Raw genomic sequence first — 17,961 nt, 5'->3', positions numbered from 1 at the left:
TAAAATTACATAATTTCACAAGGCTAATACTATTAGAAATTATTTTAGAGATGAAGAAAATACTATTAAAGAGGTCTTTTGTATTGATTTTGATTGCTTTAAATACAGCATGCGGTGTACATATAGATGAAAAGAAATTATTGGTCAAAGAAATTGAAATCATAAAAAATGCATTTGCACCAGATAAGCGTACTGCTCTCTTCAATTTAGAAGTATTAGATGGTCCGTCTGGCTTTATTTTAGCTGGTGAAACCAATTTACCGTTAGCCGTAGATTCTTTGAACAGTCTATTAGAAGAAAAAGGCATTGAAGCTACCAATGATATTAAAATTTTACCTGCAGATGAATTAGAAGGTATGACAAAAGCGGTTATCAACATCTCTGCAGCTAATCTTAGAAGTAACCCTAAACATTCTGCAGAACTTGCAACACAGGCTACATTAGGTACTGTTGTAAATGTTTTAAAAAAAGAAGGAGATTGGTATTTGATACAAACACCAGATAAGTATTTGGCATGGGTTGATCTAGGTGGAATACAACTAATGAATGCAGATGCTATTGAAAAGTGGATAGCTTCAGATAAAATTATTTACACAAATACTTATGGGCATGCATTTAGTTCTAAAGAGACTAAAAGCAGAACCTCTGACATTGTTGCCGGTAGTTTATTAAAACTATTAAGTAGTAATGAGCAGTTCTATAAAATTGAATTTCCAGATGGTAGACAAGCATATATTTTAAAGACCGAAGCAGAAGAATATAACACCTGGCTTTCAAACTTAAACTTTAATGCTGATTCACTTATTGCAACTTCAAAAACGTTAATGGGAGTACCTTATCTATGGGGCGGTACTTCTACAAAAGGTGTTGACTGCAGTGGTTATACAAAAACTATTTATTACCTGAACGGTATGGTTATACCACGTGATGCTTCTCAGCAAGTACATGCAGGTAAGGCTATAGATTCAGTTGCAGATTTCAGTAAATTAAAGAAAGGCGATTTATTGTTCTTTGGAAGAAAAGCTACGGAAACCACTTCAGAAAAAGTAGTTCATGTAGGCATGTGGATTGGTGATAACCAATTTATACATTCTTCTGAAATGGTTCGTATAAGCAGTGTTGATGAAGACTCACCAAATTATGATGCGTTCAATGTAGGTAGATATTTAAGAACACAGCGCTTATTAAATGAAGACTACCCATTGCTTCAAAACTTAAATATTTCAATACCTATTAAAGATTAAGCTGTTTATTTAATTAAAAGGTGTTTCATCGATTTTAAGATAAAAATTATAACATAGTAATCATGTGTTCGTTTTATGATAGTTATCTATCATTCACGTGCTATGAAAAAAACGACACTTCTAGTTTTAATCTGCTGTTTTGTAGGATCATCTATTGCTATTGCCCAAAAAGATGCAGGTACCATTTATTTTAAGAACGGAAACAAAATTCAAGGTTTAGCTAAACTTGTAAACGGAGACCAAGTAAAATTCAAAAAAAATAAAGGAGATAAACCAGAAAAATATCATTTTGAAAATCTAGAACAAGTAGTAATTAATGATAGAGAAGAACCTTCTACGTATGTTTATTTAGAAACAAAAAAAGGCTATTTCAATGTTGTAAGAGAACTAGAAATAGGTACAGTTAACTTATATGTTCTTGAACAAACAGGGTATTCTTCACCAATGTTCGTAGGTGGTGCCAATGGTCAAATGAATATGGCACACGGTAATTACTACGATATTAAAAACCTTTATGTTAGAAGAGGTATTAATGGTGAAATTACGCACTTAGGTTCTAATCAACTTTTTAGTAAAAATTTTAAAAATGCCGCTTCTACCTATTTTTCAGATTGCCCCGTTTTAGTGGAAAAAATTCTAAATAAAGAATTTAAGAAAAAGCATGTAAGAGATATTGTTAACTTTTATAATCTACAATGTAACGATCAACATGTACTAATTCTTAAAAAATAGAACAAGGAGGTGAATTAATCTGCCTTAATAAATTCGCGTATATCTTTACTTAGTTGAATAAAATCTGGTTCATGTGTATACATCATATGACCTGCTTCATAATACTTCATTTCAACACGATCTTTTACAATACCGTTTCTATCAAATGTAAATTCAGCATCAAAAAACGGAGTAATTAGATCATAATATCCACTGGCTACCATTACTTTCATTGCGGTATTTCTGCGCATGGTCTCCCCAAGCTCCGGAGCTGTATTTACTGGCATAGGTTCCCAATATTTACCATCTGGCACTGTTCTCCATCTCCAATTAGATCCACCACCAGAAGTAATATAAGGTCTATCCATTTTCACCTTAAGTTCTGAAGCAAAATAATGATTTAAACTAGCAGTATAGGCAGCACTTATTTGATAACTAGCGGCATCTCCCAAATGTGGTTTTTCAGATACTTTATCTTCTTCTTCGCCCATAAACCTTCCGTCAAGTCTGCCAATAGCCAAACCTAGATCTTCTAGTAATTTTTTCTGAAATCTACCCATTAATATTCTCAAGTTAGATTGCAGAATATATGTTTTATCCAATCCTGTAAAATAAGAAAGCTTTTCAGCCAAAGTATTCTTTTCAGCATCGCTCAAAGAATTGCCTTTGTATAAGGAAGGCACGTAGGTATTGTATGTAAAATCTCTACATTCTTGGGTAAAGTCTTCTAAAGATTTACCTTGACCTGCTTTTTTATGATACCATGCCGTAGCCGCCATACTAGGTAAATAAGTAATGAACGATGTAATATTATTTGAAATAGATGTTGAACCGGCATAATCTAGTGCCTGTGATATAAGTATCATTCCGTTGAGCGCCATGTTTTGACCAGAACCTTCCAATGCTTTTCCTAGAGCAGCAGCACGTGTAGTTCCATAACTTTCGCCAGCTAAATATTTAGGTGAAAACCAACGTTCATTTTCTGTTACCCACTTTCTAATAAACTGGGCAAAAGAATTTACATCCTCTTTTAATCCGTAGAAATCTTTTCCTTCACCTTTTCCTACCAACCTGCTGTAACCGGTACCTACAGGGTCTATAAATACCAAATCTGTAATATCAAGTAAACCGTGATCGTTGTTTACCAAGTTGTATGGTGCGGCGCCGTCATCAGATTTTGCATCAGAATCTACTTTTACAATTTTTGGTCCAAAAAAACCCATATGCAACCACATAGAAGCAGACCCTGGTCCGCCATTGAAAACAAAGGTTACCGGTCTTTTAGTAACATCTCCCATGCTGGTTTTAGTATAGGCAACAGACCAAAAAGTAGCAATAGAATCTCCTTCTTTATTGGTTAAAAAAGTTTCTTTGGCCGTGGTTGTATAATCAATAGATGTACCGCCAAAAGTACCTTTATGTTTTGTTATAAAAGATTTTACTTCTGGTATAGGCTTTGTCTGTACTTCTTTTTTTGAGTTTTGTGCTTTGGTAGATTGAAGAAGTAAAATACAACTAGCTAATAAAAGTAGATTTCTCATTTTAAATTAAGGTATTGTTAGTTTGTACATTTAAAAGTAAGGATAATAAATGAACAGAAACACTGCTACTTAATGGAATCTAATTCTGTAATAGCAACCTTTAAATATCAGAACATTGAGTATATTTAAAAGTGAATTTTTACAATAGTTCCCTCTTTTGATAAAATAAAATCAACCAAACACCATCAACATGAAAAAACAACCACTTAAATTTCAACTACTTGTAACTTCACTTTTATTTTTATTAGGATGCGGATTAATTACCTCGCAAGAAACAAACGATGGTTGGGAAACCATGTTCAATGGTACTGATTTAAATGGATGGACAACAAAAGTACACCATTACGAAGTAGGTGATAATTATGCGGATACCTTTAGGGCAGAAGATGATATGGTAAAGGTGAGGTATGATAAATACGAAGGGGAATTCAATAATAGATATGCTCATTTATACTATGATAAGCCATTTTCAGATTTTCATTTAACGATGCAATATCGTTTTGTAGGTGAACTATATAGAGGGGCACCAGATTATACAATTCTGAACAGCGGAGTAATGTTTCATTCTCAAGATCCGCGAACGATGTTAAAGGAGCAAGACTGGCCTATTAGTGTAGAAATACAATTTTTAGCGGGAGTAGAAGAAGGTGTAGAACGCCCAACAGGTAATATGTGCTCACCAGGTACCGATGTGGTTTTTGAAGATAAAATAGATCCTAGACATTGTATTAATTCAACATCAGACACCTATTATGGTGATCAATGGGTAACTGCAGAGTTAGTCGTGTATCACGATTCATTGGTAAAACATATTATTAACGGAAAAACAGTATTAGAATACACAAAACCACAAATTGGTGGTGGTGTAGCCAAAGGTTATGACCCTAAAATGAAACAAGATGGTAAGTTGTTAACAGAAGGTTTTATTGCTTTACAAAGCGAAGGTCAACCAATTGATTTCAGAGCTATTAAAATTCGAAATTTAAAAGGATGCACAGACCCTAAAGCAAATAACTTTAAGGCTTACTACCAAGTATCGGATAAAGAAGCTTGCACCTATTAAGTAGCACCTATTTTAAAATAGCACTGTACTTAGAATTGTTACTTAATAACTCGGTAGCCGCTAAAATAGCATCGTCATTATTTAGGTAATACTGGTATAAACCATCTCTGTAGAAATAACGCTTAACAATTTCATCTTCTAGGTTCTTTTGGATCTCGCTTTGGTATTTGTCTAACGCGTTAATTTTCCCCTTTTCTATGTTTGCTAATAAGGTTTTATAGCTATCCTTTACATCTGAGCCTAAAAAGTCGTTTTCTTCACCAGAGAGCGCTTTTTTGATTGCTTCTTCTGCCTTGGTCTCAAAAGAGAAACTACTTTGCTTTACGTAGTTTTTAAAAGCGTTAAAATCAGCATCAGTGAATTTGAAATCGGCAACATCGTTATACTTATGTGTATAATGATAATTGGTAGCATAATCGAAAATTACATTATTCTGTAGTAAAGCCAATGTAAGGTCATTTGTTTTTGAAGTAGCTACCTCTATATCTGGTAAAATACCACCACCGTCTTGTACTTTTCTGCCGTTACGGGTAGTAAAATCGTTGAAGGTAGTATTGCGAACCGCATTACCACTTTCATCTCTATTCCAATAATCTAATGATTGTATACAACGACCAGAAGAAGTGTAATATCTAGAAATAGTAACTTTTAATTGGGTACCATAAGTTAGTTTTAGAGGGCGTTGTACCAAGCCTTTTCCAAAGCTTCTAGCACCCATAATAACCGCTCTATCTAAATCTTGTAAACTACCGGATACAATTTCACTGGCAGAGGCACTACTTCCATTTACCAATACAACTAATGGAATTTCCTCATCTACGGGTTGGTTGTTGGTATGGTATTCACGGTTAAATTTCTTAACCTTGGATTTTGTAGTCACCACCAACTCGCCTTTAGGCACAAATAAGTTGGTCACATTAATAGCTTCGGATAATAAACCACCAGGGTTACCTCTTAAATCCAATATAATTTTTTCAGCACCTTTTCCTTTTAAATCTAATAAGGCAGATTTGGTCTGTCCCGTTGCTTTGGCATTAAACTTTGCTAAAACAATATAACCGGTTTTGTTATCGATCATTTTAAAGAAAGGTACCGCATCTACTTCAATACCTTCACGAGTAATACTTGTGGTGTTTAACTTACCTTGTCTTTTATAAGTAACATTAATTGTTGATCCGTTAGCTCCTTTTAAAAGCTCACTGGCATTATCTTCAAATTCTGCTACTTTGATATCTCCAATCTGTATAATTTCATCACCGGCCTTTAATCCTGCTTTATCTGCCGGATATCCTTGATGAGGTTCTATAATTAACAATTTATCATCAAAAGAACGCACCATGGCACCAATACCTGAGTATTCACCGGCGTTGTTTATGCGATACGTTTCAACATCTTGTTCGTTTAAAAATTTAGTATAGGGATCCAATTCATTCAGCATATTTTTAATGGCGGTATCCATTAATTCTGCCGGGTTGGTTTCATCCACGTAGTTCATGTTCAATTCTTTGAACAAAGTGGTAAAGATTTCGATCTGTTTGGCTATCTCAAAAAAGTCGCTCTTATAACTACTTCCAACAAATAGAAAAGCGATGGCAATTATGGGTACAAGTACTTTTTTACTTACTATTTTTTTCATCAATCTGTAGCTTAAACTTGTTTAAAACGAGCTTCATTTTATGATCTAACTGCTCAAAGGTGGGCATATCCTTACCAAGGTATAAAAATAGAAACGCAAAGTTTGCTTCTGTATTGTTAAAAACCAAGCCTTTGTTGAGTCTGTAAGACTCTCTTAGCAAACGTTTAATATTATTTCTATCTACGGCACTTTTAAAATTGCGCTTAGATACCGTAACGGCGGTTTTAATAGGAACTTCTTTTTGCTCTACGGATAGATATATTAATTTCAACGGATAAACGGAAATACCCCTACCCTCTTCAAACAATTGGGTTATGAGTATTTTACTTTTTAGTTTTTCCTTTTTTCCGAAGGATGCATCCATTTATAAAAGAAGTTTTAAAAAAGAATTAGCCCCCAATATGGGGGCATTTATATCTTAAAGATTAGCAAAAGATACTACTCTGTTTGCCAAACATTATTCTCTAAATTAACATCTGCCATTAACTGAGAAGGATCTATTACAATTGCTTGTATTGAAGACATTGGTTTATTAATTTCAAAATCATAGGTTGGGTAAGCCCATGGCCAATCTTCAATTACAGTTCTTTCAATACCCTCATATGGGTTCTCTTTTTCGCCTCGCATCATACGTAAAGGAGCGTAAAAAGTTTCTTTGGTTCCATCATTATAAACCACCAAAACATCTAAAGGCATTGGCATAAGACCAATACGTTCTAAAGTAACTTTAGTGTTGTTTTCTGATGCCGAAACGTCTTTAATACCATAATCAATAGTATTTGTTGTCTGTGTCCAATCTGTTAGGTACCAATCTAGTTCAAAACCAGATACCTTTTCAGCAACACGTTTAAAATCATTAGGTACAGGGTGCTTAAATTTAAACTCTTCATAATACTTACGAATAGTTTCCATCAACTTATCTTGACCTATAACATAGCCTAACTGAGATAAAAATATAGAGCCCTTGCTATACGCAGAAATACCGTAAGCAAAGTTAAGAGCGTAACGATCGGCATAGGTACCTTGAGGTTGTTCTTTGCCCGACAGCGCTAAATTTCTATAGCCTTTATAAGTACCCTCAAATGGATTTTCTTTTTCATAGTCCATAATTTCAGTCATACAAAGCTTAGAGATAAAAGAAGTAAACCCTTCATCCATCCACTCATGTTTAGCTTCATTAGTAGCTAAAATGTGTTGAAACCAAGAGTGCGCCATTTCATGAGCCATAACACCTACAAGGCTACCGAACTTACGGTTACCTGTAATAAGTGTTGACATGGCATATTCCATACCACCATCGCCACCCTGAATAACAGAATATTGATCATAAGGATATTTACCTATATTCTTACTAAAGAACTCCATAGCCTCAATAGTTTTAGGCTGAAGTTTTTTCCAATTCTCTAAAATTTTAGCATTGTCTTTATAAAGAAAATGAAGTACAGGTCCATCAGGTACTTGTTGAATATCATGAATGTATTCTGGGTCTGCTGCCCACATAAAATCATGTACCATTGGGGCTTTAAAGTGCCAAGTTAATGTCTTTCCTTTTTGTTTTTTAATTTTAGTGCCAGGTGTTTCATACCCATGACCAATTTCGTTAGGGTTTTGTAAGTATCCACTTCCACCAACAGTATAGTCTTTGTCAATAGTCAATTTTACATCAAAATCACCCCAAACACCTTGAAACTCACGTGCAATATAGGGATCCGCATGCCAGCCTTCAAAGTCATATTCTGCCAATTTTGGATACCATTGGCTCATTGACAAGGCAACGCCTTCTTCACTATTTCTACCAGAACGTCTAATCTGTAAAGGTACTTGACCTTTAAATTCCATATTAAAGGTTGACTTTGCACCAGCTGCTATCGGCTTGGCTAAATCAACAACCAATACGGTACCTTCTTCAGAAAAGGAAACCTTGCTGCCATCTTGTGTTAAAGAAGTAGCATGTAAGTAACCTATTTCACTATCGGTTAGAGAAGCAATTCTACTATTCTTATCAGGCGTAGTCATTCTATCATCTGGATCGGCAATTGTCTGCAGGCGAATATCCATTTCACTACCTGGTTGAAAAGCATTAAAATACAAATGGAAATAGACACGTTTTAACTCATCGGGTGAGTTGTTCGTGTATACCAAGGTTTGAGTACCGGTATATTGAAAAGTCTCAACATCCATATCAACATCCATAGTATAATCAACATGTTGCTGCCAATAATCTGTCTTGTTCTGAGCTAGCAATCCTATAGAGAAAATTGCTGTTAGAAATGTAAAAAATGATTTAGTCATATATGAGTTGTGTAAGTATTATAATTTAATCTGTCCTGCAGCTACTTTACTAGCTAAAACCAATGCATTGTAGGCATTTGCTATTTTACCAGAAGTAGAAATTTCATCTAAAGATCCACTTTTACCCGTGTTTTTACCTAGAACTACTTTCGTTTTAATCGGTAATCCAGATTGCAGTATTATTTTTTTCACTTGCGCAGCGGTTAAGCTTGGATATTGAGACATTACCAAGGCAGCAACACCTGCAACACCGGGTGCTGCCATAGAGGTACCAGGAGAATATTCATATTCGTTATTAGGGTATGAAGAATAGATATCTGTACCTGGAGCAAAAATATCTACATTAATTTTTCCGTAATTAGAATAGCTTGCTACCAATTCAGATCCGTATTTTGGGTTCAAAGCACCTACAGTTATTACGTTATCGGCAATTTCTGGTCCGTTATTAATTTGATCATTAGGGAAGTTGGCGTTGACAGGGTTATCTAAATCTGCACCATCGTTACCGGCCGCATGAACAAAAAGAACATTATTGTCGGCAGCATATTTAATAGCATCATACACCCAATCAGCATTTGGAGAAAAAGATTTACCAAAACTTCCATTAATAACTCGCGCACCGTTATCAACTGCATAACGAATACCTCTAGCAATATCCTTATCATACTCATCACCATTAGGCACGGCTCTAATACTCATAATAGCAACATTATTAGCAACACCGTTAACACCCTTGCCGTTGTTACGTTCAGCAGCGATTATACCTGCTACATGCGTACCGTGACTTTCGTCATCTACCCTGTTATTTGGGTTGCCATTACCGTAGTCTACATCGGTAATATCATAGGCATTATCACCAACAGATGACCTACCATTGAAATCTTTATTTAGATTATAGTTAAGTTGCTCATTATAATATTTAAGTCCGTTCGTTAAATCTTTAAGAACACCTGGTATCGTTTCATTAATGCCGAACATTTGATTAAGAATGGCAACATTACGTTGCATGGTTTCATCAGTAGCGGTTATGGCAGCAAGATCTTTTTTTGTGTATGTATCTTTTTTTAGATACTTCTTTACATCTTCATCTGCATTTTTTACGGCTTGGTATATAGATTCATATTGTTCTTTACCCTGTAGAGCCTCATTGTATTTGGTATCTAATTTGGTTTTTGCCTTTGCTAAAGTAGCAGCGTCACCAATGCCTAAACGAAGCATACGAACGTATTCTAACTGCTCGTTATAAGATTCGCCCAAGAAATTATAACCGTGTATATCGTCAATAAAGCCATTACCATCATCATCTATACCATTACCAGCTTTTTCTTTGGTATTGGTCCATAATACGTTTACAAGATCTTCATGATCTAAATCAATACCAGAATCAAGTACGGCAACAATTGTTTTGGTTCCTTTTTTGTTCTTAATGATTTCGCTGTATGCTTTATCTACACTCATACCCGGTATGGTATCGGTAACAAGATCTAAATGCCCCCAGTTATTCTTTTCACTGGTAGTAAGGTCAGAAATTTTTAAGGGAGTAGCATCTATGTTTTCTACTGGGGTAAGAATTAATCCACTTCCACCAGCTGTTTTAGTGCTTCCACACCCTGTTAATATTGCAGCTATTGAAAGGGCAAAAATTGATTTATAATATGAATTTGTCATTTATGGGCAACTATTAGTTAATGTTTATTGTTAGTTTATTATTAATTGAAGAGCTCGTTAAAAGAATAAATTTTATCTAAACGAACACCCCTATCCGTGTGTTTTAAGGTACAAAGTTGGTTATGTGCATCGTGCTCAAAAAAGAGATAGTAATTATTATCTGCAGCTTCGTTCAAGAATATCTTTTTTTCTGACATTGTCATTAGCGGCCTAGTATCATACCCCATAACATAAGGTAATGAGATATGACCAACGGTAGGTATCAGGTCTGCCATATAGGCTATTGTTTTACCTTGATATGAGAATTGGGGCAGCATTTGTTTTTCTGTATGACCATCAACAAAGCGGATATCAAAACCTAGCGGACTGTTTTTAAGGAAACTCTCATTGGCATCATCAACAAAATTCAATTGACCACTCTCTTCCATTGGCATTAAATTCTCAGTAAGGAATGATGCTTTTTCTCTTGGATTAGCTTCCATTGCCCATTTCCAATGTTTTTCATTGGTCCAGAATTTAGCATTCTTGAAGGCAGGTTCGTATCCGGTTCTATTCTTATTCCACTGAATGGAACCACCGACATGATCAAAATGGAGATGGGTTAAAAAGACATCGGTAATATCATCTCTATGAAATCCATATTTTTTTAAAGAAGAATCTATGGTAAAATCTCCCCAGCGATAATAATAGCCAAAAAATTTGTCAGATTGTTTATTGCCCATACCGGTATCTACCAATATTAACCTATCACCATCTTCAATTAATAGGCTTCTTGCAGCAATATCAATTAAATTATTATCGTCTGCCGGGTTTGTTCTTTGCCAAATGGTTTTGGGTACCACACCGAACATAGCTCCGCCGTCCAATTTGAAATTACCGGTTTCAATAGGATAAATGTTCATAATTGGCAAAATAATAAAAGTGCTATGATATCTTAGAGTTATTAAGAATATATTATCATTTAACGCTCAGTATACTAGTGTTATTAGCCTTTAAACCTTAAAGAAATATGGTATTACGATCAAGACGGCTAATCTTCGGCAAGTATATCACCAATCTGGTGATGTGCCAAAGGTTTGGTTAAATGTCTTTTAACCACTGGGTAATCTTTTCCTTTGTCAGAGTCTATTGAATCTATTGAAGAACTTAAAATATATATTCTACAGTAATCGGTAAGGGTGTCTGCTAGTTTTTGATATTCATCTAAAAATTCAAAACCGTTCATTCTTGGCATTTTTATATCAAGAAAAATTACGTCTGGGTAAGCTTCAGTGTTATCAATTATTCCTTTCAAATATTCCAGAGCATCATGACCAGAGGTCATAGTGGTTATTTGAGATATATTATCCTCTTTTGAAATAATGGCTTTGTTAATGAAATTATCTACATCAGAATCGTCTATCAACAAAATATTTACGTTCTTATTCATATTATAATCTGCCTAATTCATTTGGTATTTTTAGGGTAAATTTTGTGCCTTCACCTACCTTAGATGTTGCCTCAATAGTACCCCTTAGTTTTGTAATAATCTCTTTAACAATAAACAAACCAATACCAGAACCCATTACTTTAGAAGATACTCTATAGAACATTTCAAAAATTTTGTCCAGCTGATCTTCTGCCATACCTACCCCATTGTCCTTAACTTCTATAATTGCTTGCTTTTTACTTGTTTTAATACTGATCCAAATAGAGGGTCTATCTTTATTTAAATCATGATATTTTATTGCATTAGATATAAAATTATTCAATAAAACTGAAATTCTCTTACTATCCGAAACAAAACTTATATCATCTTCAATATTTACTTCTATGTTAATTTTACTTGTGTTATCTAAATACCAAAAACTTTCAAGTGAGTTCTCGATCAAGGTAGTAAAATTAATTGTTTCTAGTCTTACGCTAAGATGTTTGTTGCGTGAATATTCAATGATATCTTTAATAAAGCTATCTAACCGCTCAATTGATTTTTTCATCATATTCAAGTGTTGGGACAGTTTTGGCTCTATCTCCTCTAATTGAATTAAATGAATTAAACCTAGTACTGATGATAAAGGCGCTCTTAGTTCATGAGATGCACTATAAACGAAACTATCTAGTTCAGAGTTCGTCTTTTGTAATTCTAGGTATTGATTTTCTAAGTTGCCTTCTGCTTCCTTTCTTTTAGAATCATCAAATATATTTACCAAATAGCTTTTAGTATTATTTAAAGAAAGTGGTACCATGGAGATTAAAAGTGTTTTTTTGGAACCGTTTTTAAGTTCTATCTTATATTCTTGATTAACTATTTCTCCTTCATTATTAAATTTGTTCCAAAGTCGTTCTCGCTCATTTTCATCAATAATAATATCACCAGATTCTACTATAGTCTTTCCTATAATTTTTTGATTTGTTGTATTCAATATGTGATAGGCCATTTTATTGGCTTCAGTAACCCTTCTGTGTTCGTCTAATATGATCATACCCATAAGATTGGTCTGAAATGCCTTTGAAAATTTTTCTTGACTTTCTTTCAACGCTTTTTCTGCCAACACGCTTTTTGTAATATCCATGGCTGTACCATGATAAATTAGAGGATGACCATCATCACTAAATATTATTTCAGCATAAGCTAAAAAGTATTTAAAAGTAAGGTCATCTTTTTGAATCCTATAAATTACCGATTCTGAATTTTGCGCTTCTTTGGTAGAAGCCATTCTTGATTCTATTAATGAAACATCTTCAGAATAAATTAGTTCTTTTATAATTTCTGGTGTCATTATTGTACTTGGCGCTATATCATGTATTTCATACATTTCTTTAGACCACTCTACAACCTCTTCGCTCATATCCCAATACCAGTAACCAAACTTGCCTATTCTAATAGCCGCATTCATTTTAGTTTGAAGTGATAGAATTTTTTCTTCCGCTTCTTTTTGTTTGGTAATATCTATGATGGTGCCTCTATATTTTATTGGGGATTTATCCTCATTTCTTAAAACCTCCATTTCAGCTATAATATGCTTTATGGAACCATCTTTAAGTATTATTCTATAATTTAAAGAATAGGTGTCAACATCTTCTGTAACACTCCTTAAAAGTTCTCTATGACTTTCTAAATCGTCTGGATGCATTAAACTTTCAACGAAGGGTAAACTTATTTTGATTTGAGGGTCAACGTCATAAATAGAATAAAGTCTGGGAGACCAATAGAGTATTTTAGTATTAAAATCATAATCCCAATAACCAATTTTACCAATCCGCATGGCTATTTCCATTTTATTCTTTAGGTCTAAAATTTCAATATCAGCTTCTTTCTCTTTTGTTATATCTATGACCGTACCTCTATATTTTATAGCTAAATTTTCAGGATCTCTTATCACCTCTACTTCTACCATTAAATATTTAATGTTTCCGTTTACTATGATTCGGTAAGTAAAGGCATGGGTAGTTTTGTCTATTATAATGTCTTTGACATTTTGTCTATGTAACTCTAGATCATCTGGGTGAATAATACTTTCTAAATACGCTATGGTTAAAATTGTACTTTCATCCATTTCATAAATAGAGTACATGAGCGGAGAACAATTAAAAGTAGCAGATTCAATATCAAAATCCCAGTACCCAATTTTACCGATACGTATAGCAGAATTCATTTTACCCTGAAGTTCCAAAATCTCTTTCTGAGTTTTTTTTCGTTCGGTAATATCAAATCCTATAGATCCTATACCAATAGGCTCATTAGATGTTTTGTCTTTAATTAGAAATCCATAAAATTCTAATGGAATAGTGGTATTGTTTTTAAAGTCTCTAATAGGTGCTTCGCCTGTCCATAATCCCTTTTCCATTATTGCAGGTAGGTGTTCATTTTGAACAACATCTTTATATTTTTCAGGAAATAAATCGAATATAGAGGCATTGTTTATGTCAAAATCACATGGTAGATTAATTAGTCTCTTACCTGCATCGTTCATGAAAAGAGGATTTCCTTCTAAAGTTGCCAAGCCTATAAACCCTGGACTATTTTCAATAACAGAAACAAGTTTCTGCTTTTCAATATCTGCTCTTTTCCTTTCTGTAATATCTCTTATGATACCTAAAACTGTGGTATTGCTTAATTTTTTGGCACTTACTTCAGCATGAAACAAAGAGCCATCCTTTTTAACCAAAGTTCTCTCTGAACGTACTGTTTTGCCCGTCCTCATCTCTTTATATCTAGCAGGTATTTTATCAGCCTCTTCTGGAGAAACAAGTTCTTTCAGGTTTTTAGTTAATAACTCATCTTTAGAATAACCAAAAATATGTACACCGTAAGGATTAATGTCTAAAATATTAGCATTGAAATCGCTTAATATAATAGCATCTGAAGCCTCTTCTATTAGTAATCGATATCTATCTTGACTTAACTTAAGTAAAGCTGTTTTCTCTTCAACCAGTCTGTTTAACTTCTCTGGTTGTTTCATTAAAAACCATACGAGAATTCCACAAACAAATGATAATAAGAAGCCTAAAATAGAAAACAATATGGTAGTAGAGTTAGTGCGGTGTTGTTTTGAGAACACATACAATTTCCACTCTCCCTTGCTTGCCGTAAGTGGTATACCAATGGCATTTTCATAATTGATATCCTGAGAAGCAAAAAATGTTTCTTCAGTTTTATCAGCGTTAATTTTTACTAATTTATAAGAGAAACGTTTTTCTTTGACAGTATCTAACTGTATTGCTTTTATAACTGTTGACAACCTGACTACAGCCGCTACAAAACCGTTGAATTTACCATCTTTATATAAAGGTTTACGACCAATGATTCCAGAACCACCTTGTTGTAGATATAAAGGTCCAGCGGTATAATAATCTTGTTCTTCTAAAGTTTTTTTTGCTCCAAATTTGTTGTCTGGATCTTTTAGAATATTTAGACCAATAACTTCGTTTCCTTTTAAAGGATGTACATGGGTAATTACACCGTGCTCATTTACCAACTCCAATGCATCTACACCATTATTACTATTTAAAAGTAACTGGGCTACACTGTCAAAATTATTTGGTACACCATAATGTTCAACTATAAATGCTAAAGTTTGGGTAGCATTAAAACTTTGCCCCAATATATTTTGTAGATCAACCTTTAGTTTAGAAACTCGTTGTTCAACCTCTTGTTGCTCTGATTTTTGATAAAGCTGATATTTTTGAAAGGCTACAAACTGAGATATAATAAACACTAGCATAAATGCCAAAAAACCATAAAATAATGGGCTTTTAAAGATAGACCGATTAACGGATTCAGACATTCTTATAATTTCGGTTATACTATGGTTGGTTATATATTATTCTAATCCTGCGTGAAATGTTTAAACAGGTATTTGGCTTTCATTTAATAGTATTAATTTATAGTGTTCTTAAAACTCCAAATTCTAAAAAACAAAGTTGTTTTAAACATTGATTAATTGAATTCTTAGGTTTTATACGAAGTTAAAAAAGTATAGCACATAAAGGGTGTTTTCTTGGTCTTTTGTAGGATATAACTTAGTGTAAACGCTACACTTATTAAGGCTACATAAATTAACTTGGTTTTTAAAATCTACTTTTTTAATAGGTTTATGGCAAAACTGTTTAACAGTTAATCTAGATTTAAAGGGATTAACATATGTTTTTATAATATTTATGAAACAAAATACTTAAAGATGATGTAATAATTACCGGCATCTATCTCTTTAAGCAATTAGGTATAAATTCAATATTTTTAAAATTAGCATTCAAAGTTAGCATGTAAAAATGCGCTGTTTCCCTGTGCTTTTATGTAATATAGTGGCGTTTAATTGTTATTTTTATCCAAAATCGAATAAATGCTAGAGCTTGCTGGAATCATCATTTTAGGAATACTTGCTCAATGGGTGGCTTGGCGCTTAAAATTACCTGCAATTTTACCTTTAATTCTTATAGGTTTAATCGTAGGACCATTATCAACATTGTATACTGAAGATGGTTCTAAGATTATTGAACCTATATGGAACGGAGACAAAGGTCTTTTTCCTGGTGAAGGGCTGTATTACTTTGTGTCATTAGCAATCAGTATTATACTTTTTGAGGGCGGACTTACGCTTAAGCGTTCAGAGATTAAGAATATTGGTCCGGTAATTACTAAACTGATTACCCTTGGTAGTTTAACAACCTTCTTTGGTGCGGCATTGGCAGCCTACTTTTTATTCGGGCTATCATGGCAACTATGTTTCTTGTTTTCTGCCTTAATAATTGTAACAGGACCAACGGTAATTACTCCTATTTTAAGAAATATTCCACTTAAAAAAGATGTTTCTGCCATATTAAAATGGGAAGGTATTTTAATTGATCCCATTGGTGCGTTGGCTGCAGTTTTAGTATATGAATTTATTAGTGTAGGCGAAGGTCAAGCATATACCATGACCGCCTTGATTGAATTTGCTAAAATCTTGTTATTCGGTTTTACTTTCGGTTTTACTTTTGCTCATGCGCTTACATTTTTAATCAAGAAGAACTTTATACCACACTATTTATTAAACGTAGTATCGTTATCCGTAGTTTTAGGGGTTTTTGTAATGTCAGATGTCTTTGCACATGAATCTGGTCTATTAGCGGTAGTTGTAATGGGTATGGTGATGGGTAATACCAATTTACCGAATATTAAAGAGCTATTATATTTCAAAGAATCTTTAAGTATTCTTTTAATATCCATTCTGTTTATTTTACTGGCTGCCAATATTGATATTTCTGATCTAGAATTAATTTTTACATGGAAAACGATAGCACTGTTCTTATCCATTGTATTGATTATTAGACCACTTGGAGTCTTTTTAAGTTCTATTGGTTCTAATTTAAAGTTCAATGAAAAACTATTTATCAGTTGGGTAGGTCCTAGAGGTATTGTAGCCGCTGGTATAGCATCTTTATTTGGATCAAAATTACTGGCTAGAGGAGAAGCTGGGGCAGAGTATATTACACCATTAGTGTTCATGATTGTGCTTGGTACCGTTTTATTAAATGCTACAACGGCTAGAATTTTTGCCAAACTAATAGGTGTTTTTCTAAATAAGTCTGAAGGAATTTTAATTTTAGGAGCATCAAAAGTATCGCGTCTAATTGGTGAATATTTACATAAAAACGAAAGGCACGTAGTATTAATAGACAATAACCAGTCTAATATTGATAAAACTGAAAAATTAGGCTTAGAAGCTATTTCAGCGAATATATATTCAGACAATTTAACCGATAACATAGAGCTAAATGATATTGGATACTTGATGGCCTTGACTGCAAATTCTGATATAAATAAGTATGCCATAAATAAATTTCAAGATGCATTTGGTGAGAATGGGTCATTTAGATTGGTAGATACAGATGAAATGTCTGATCCAGAGAATAACCCAAAAGAAGGCTTGTTCTCTCATACAGATGATTTTATTAAATTGACAGAAGCTGCAAGAAAATTTCCGGCCATTCATGAAATTGAACTTCATGATACAGAACACTATGAAGGCTTGATAGAAATAACGAAGGCAGATGCCGATATAGTTCCTTTGTTCTTGTTAGACCCAGAAGGCGATATTCAAATTATTACCGCGTTCAGTAAGGAATTTACAGACATTCAAAAAGGGTATAAGTTGGCGTATTTGGGTAAAATGTTTCCAAACGAAGACCCAGATAAAGAAGAAGCTAAAGAAAGTAAATAAGCACACTTTTACTTTACATCCATAAAAATTATTTCTACACTAAAAACATTTGGTGTTACAGAACTCTTTTCACCAGAGTTACTCCCAATTCATCCCTTTTTTGTCCCAATTGGGCAGAATCTAC

12 protein-coding genes are annotated in these 17,961 nt (G+C 33.7%); 4 read left to right on the top strand and 8 right to left on the bottom strand.

Going from position 1 to position 17,961, the window contains the following annotated elements; translation table 11 throughout:
* Positions 1–50 precede the first annotated feature (50 nt).
* Both PXD56_RS00575 and PXD56_RS00570 read left to right on the top strand, forming a co-directional pair.
* On the top strand, positions 51–1,244 hold the full coding sequence (locus PXD56_RS00575) for a C40 family peptidase (RefSeq protein ID WP_276491418.1): 1,194 nt from the start codon (positions 51–53) through the stop codon (positions 1,242–1,244).
* 102 nt (positions 1,245–1,346) lie between these two features.
* Positions 1,347–1,976, top strand: coding sequence for a hypothetical protein (locus PXD56_RS00570; RefSeq protein ID WP_276491417.1), 630 nt, complete (start codon positions 1,347–1,349; stop codon positions 1,974–1,976).
* A gap of 14 nt (positions 1,977–1,990) precedes the next feature.
* Here the strand turns inward: PXD56_RS00570 and PXD56_RS00565 are convergent, their stop codons facing one another.
* Positions 1,991–3,496: a S10 family peptidase gene (locus PXD56_RS00565; protein ID WP_276491416.1), complete on the bottom strand. Its 1,506-nt coding sequence runs from the start codon at positions 3,494–3,496 to the stop codon at positions 1,991–1,993.
* Positions 3,497–3,686: 190 nt separating this feature from the next.
* Here PXD56_RS00565 and PXD56_RS00560 point away from each other — a divergent pair, with 190 nt between their 5' ends.
* Complete coding sequence (locus PXD56_RS00560) at positions 3,687–4,559, top strand: 3-keto-disaccharide hydrolase (protein ID WP_276491415.1); 873 nt, start codon at positions 3,687–3,689, stop codon at positions 4,557–4,559.
* 7 nt (positions 4,560–4,566) lie between these two features.
* On the opposite strand, the gene PXD56_RS00555 is transcribed toward PXD56_RS00560, so the two are convergent.
* The 7 genes from PXD56_RS00555 to PXD56_RS00525 form a co-directional block, all read right to left on the bottom strand.
* Entirely contained in the window at positions 4,567–6,195 is a 1,629-nt protein-coding gene (locus PXD56_RS00555; RefSeq protein WP_276491414.1) for a S41 family peptidase, read from the bottom strand.
* A complete protein-coding gene (gene rnpA, locus PXD56_RS00550) occupies positions 6,176–6,559 on the bottom strand; it encodes a ribonuclease P protein component (protein ID WP_276491413.1) in 384 nt (127 codons plus the stop codon). The genes PXD56_RS00555 and rnpA overlap by 20 nt, the downstream gene beginning before the upstream one ends.
* Positions 6,560–6,633: 74 nt before the next feature.
* On the bottom strand, positions 6,634–8,487 hold the full coding sequence (locus PXD56_RS00545; protein WP_276491412.1) for a M1 family metallopeptidase: 1,854 nt from the start codon (positions 8,485–8,487) through the stop codon (positions 6,634–6,636).
* Positions 8,488–8,505: 18 nt separating this feature from the next.
* Positions 8,506–10,155: a S8 family peptidase gene (locus PXD56_RS00540; protein ID WP_276491411.1), complete on the bottom strand. Its 1,650-nt coding sequence runs from the start codon at positions 10,153–10,155 to the stop codon at positions 8,506–8,508.
* A gap of 41 nt (positions 10,156–10,196) precedes the next feature.
* Positions 10,197–11,057, bottom strand: a complete 861-nt coding sequence (locus PXD56_RS00535; protein WP_276491410.1) for an MBL fold metallo-hydrolase — start codon at positions 11,055–11,057, stop codon at positions 10,197–10,199.
* Between the two features lie 128 nt (positions 11,058–11,185).
* Entirely contained in the window at positions 11,186–11,584 is a 399-nt protein-coding gene (locus tag PXD56_RS00530; protein WP_276491409.1) for a response regulator, read from the bottom strand.
* Between the two features lies 1 nt (position 11,585).
* Entirely contained in the window at positions 11,586–15,422 is a 3,837-nt protein-coding gene (locus PXD56_RS00525) for a PAS domain S-box protein (RefSeq protein ID WP_276491408.1), read from the bottom strand.
* 555 nt (positions 15,423–15,977) lie between these two features.
* On the opposite strand from PXD56_RS00525, the gene PXD56_RS00520 reads away from it, so the two are divergent.
* Positions 15,978–17,837 carry a cation:proton antiporter gene (locus PXD56_RS00520; RefSeq protein ID WP_276491407.1) on the top strand — a complete coding sequence of 620 codons (1,860 nt, stop codon included), beginning with the start codon at positions 15,978–15,980 and terminating at the stop codon, positions 17,835–17,837.
* Positions 17,838–17,961 lie beyond the last annotated feature (124 nt).

Origin of the sequence: Maribacter zhoushanensis, from assembly GCF_029350975.1 — a bacterium.
Taxonomy (GTDB): Bacteria; Bacteroidota; Bacteroidia; order Flavobacteriales; family Flavobacteriaceae; genus Maribacter; species Maribacter zhoushanensis.
This window is presented reverse-complemented; position numbering and strand designations above follow the sequence as displayed.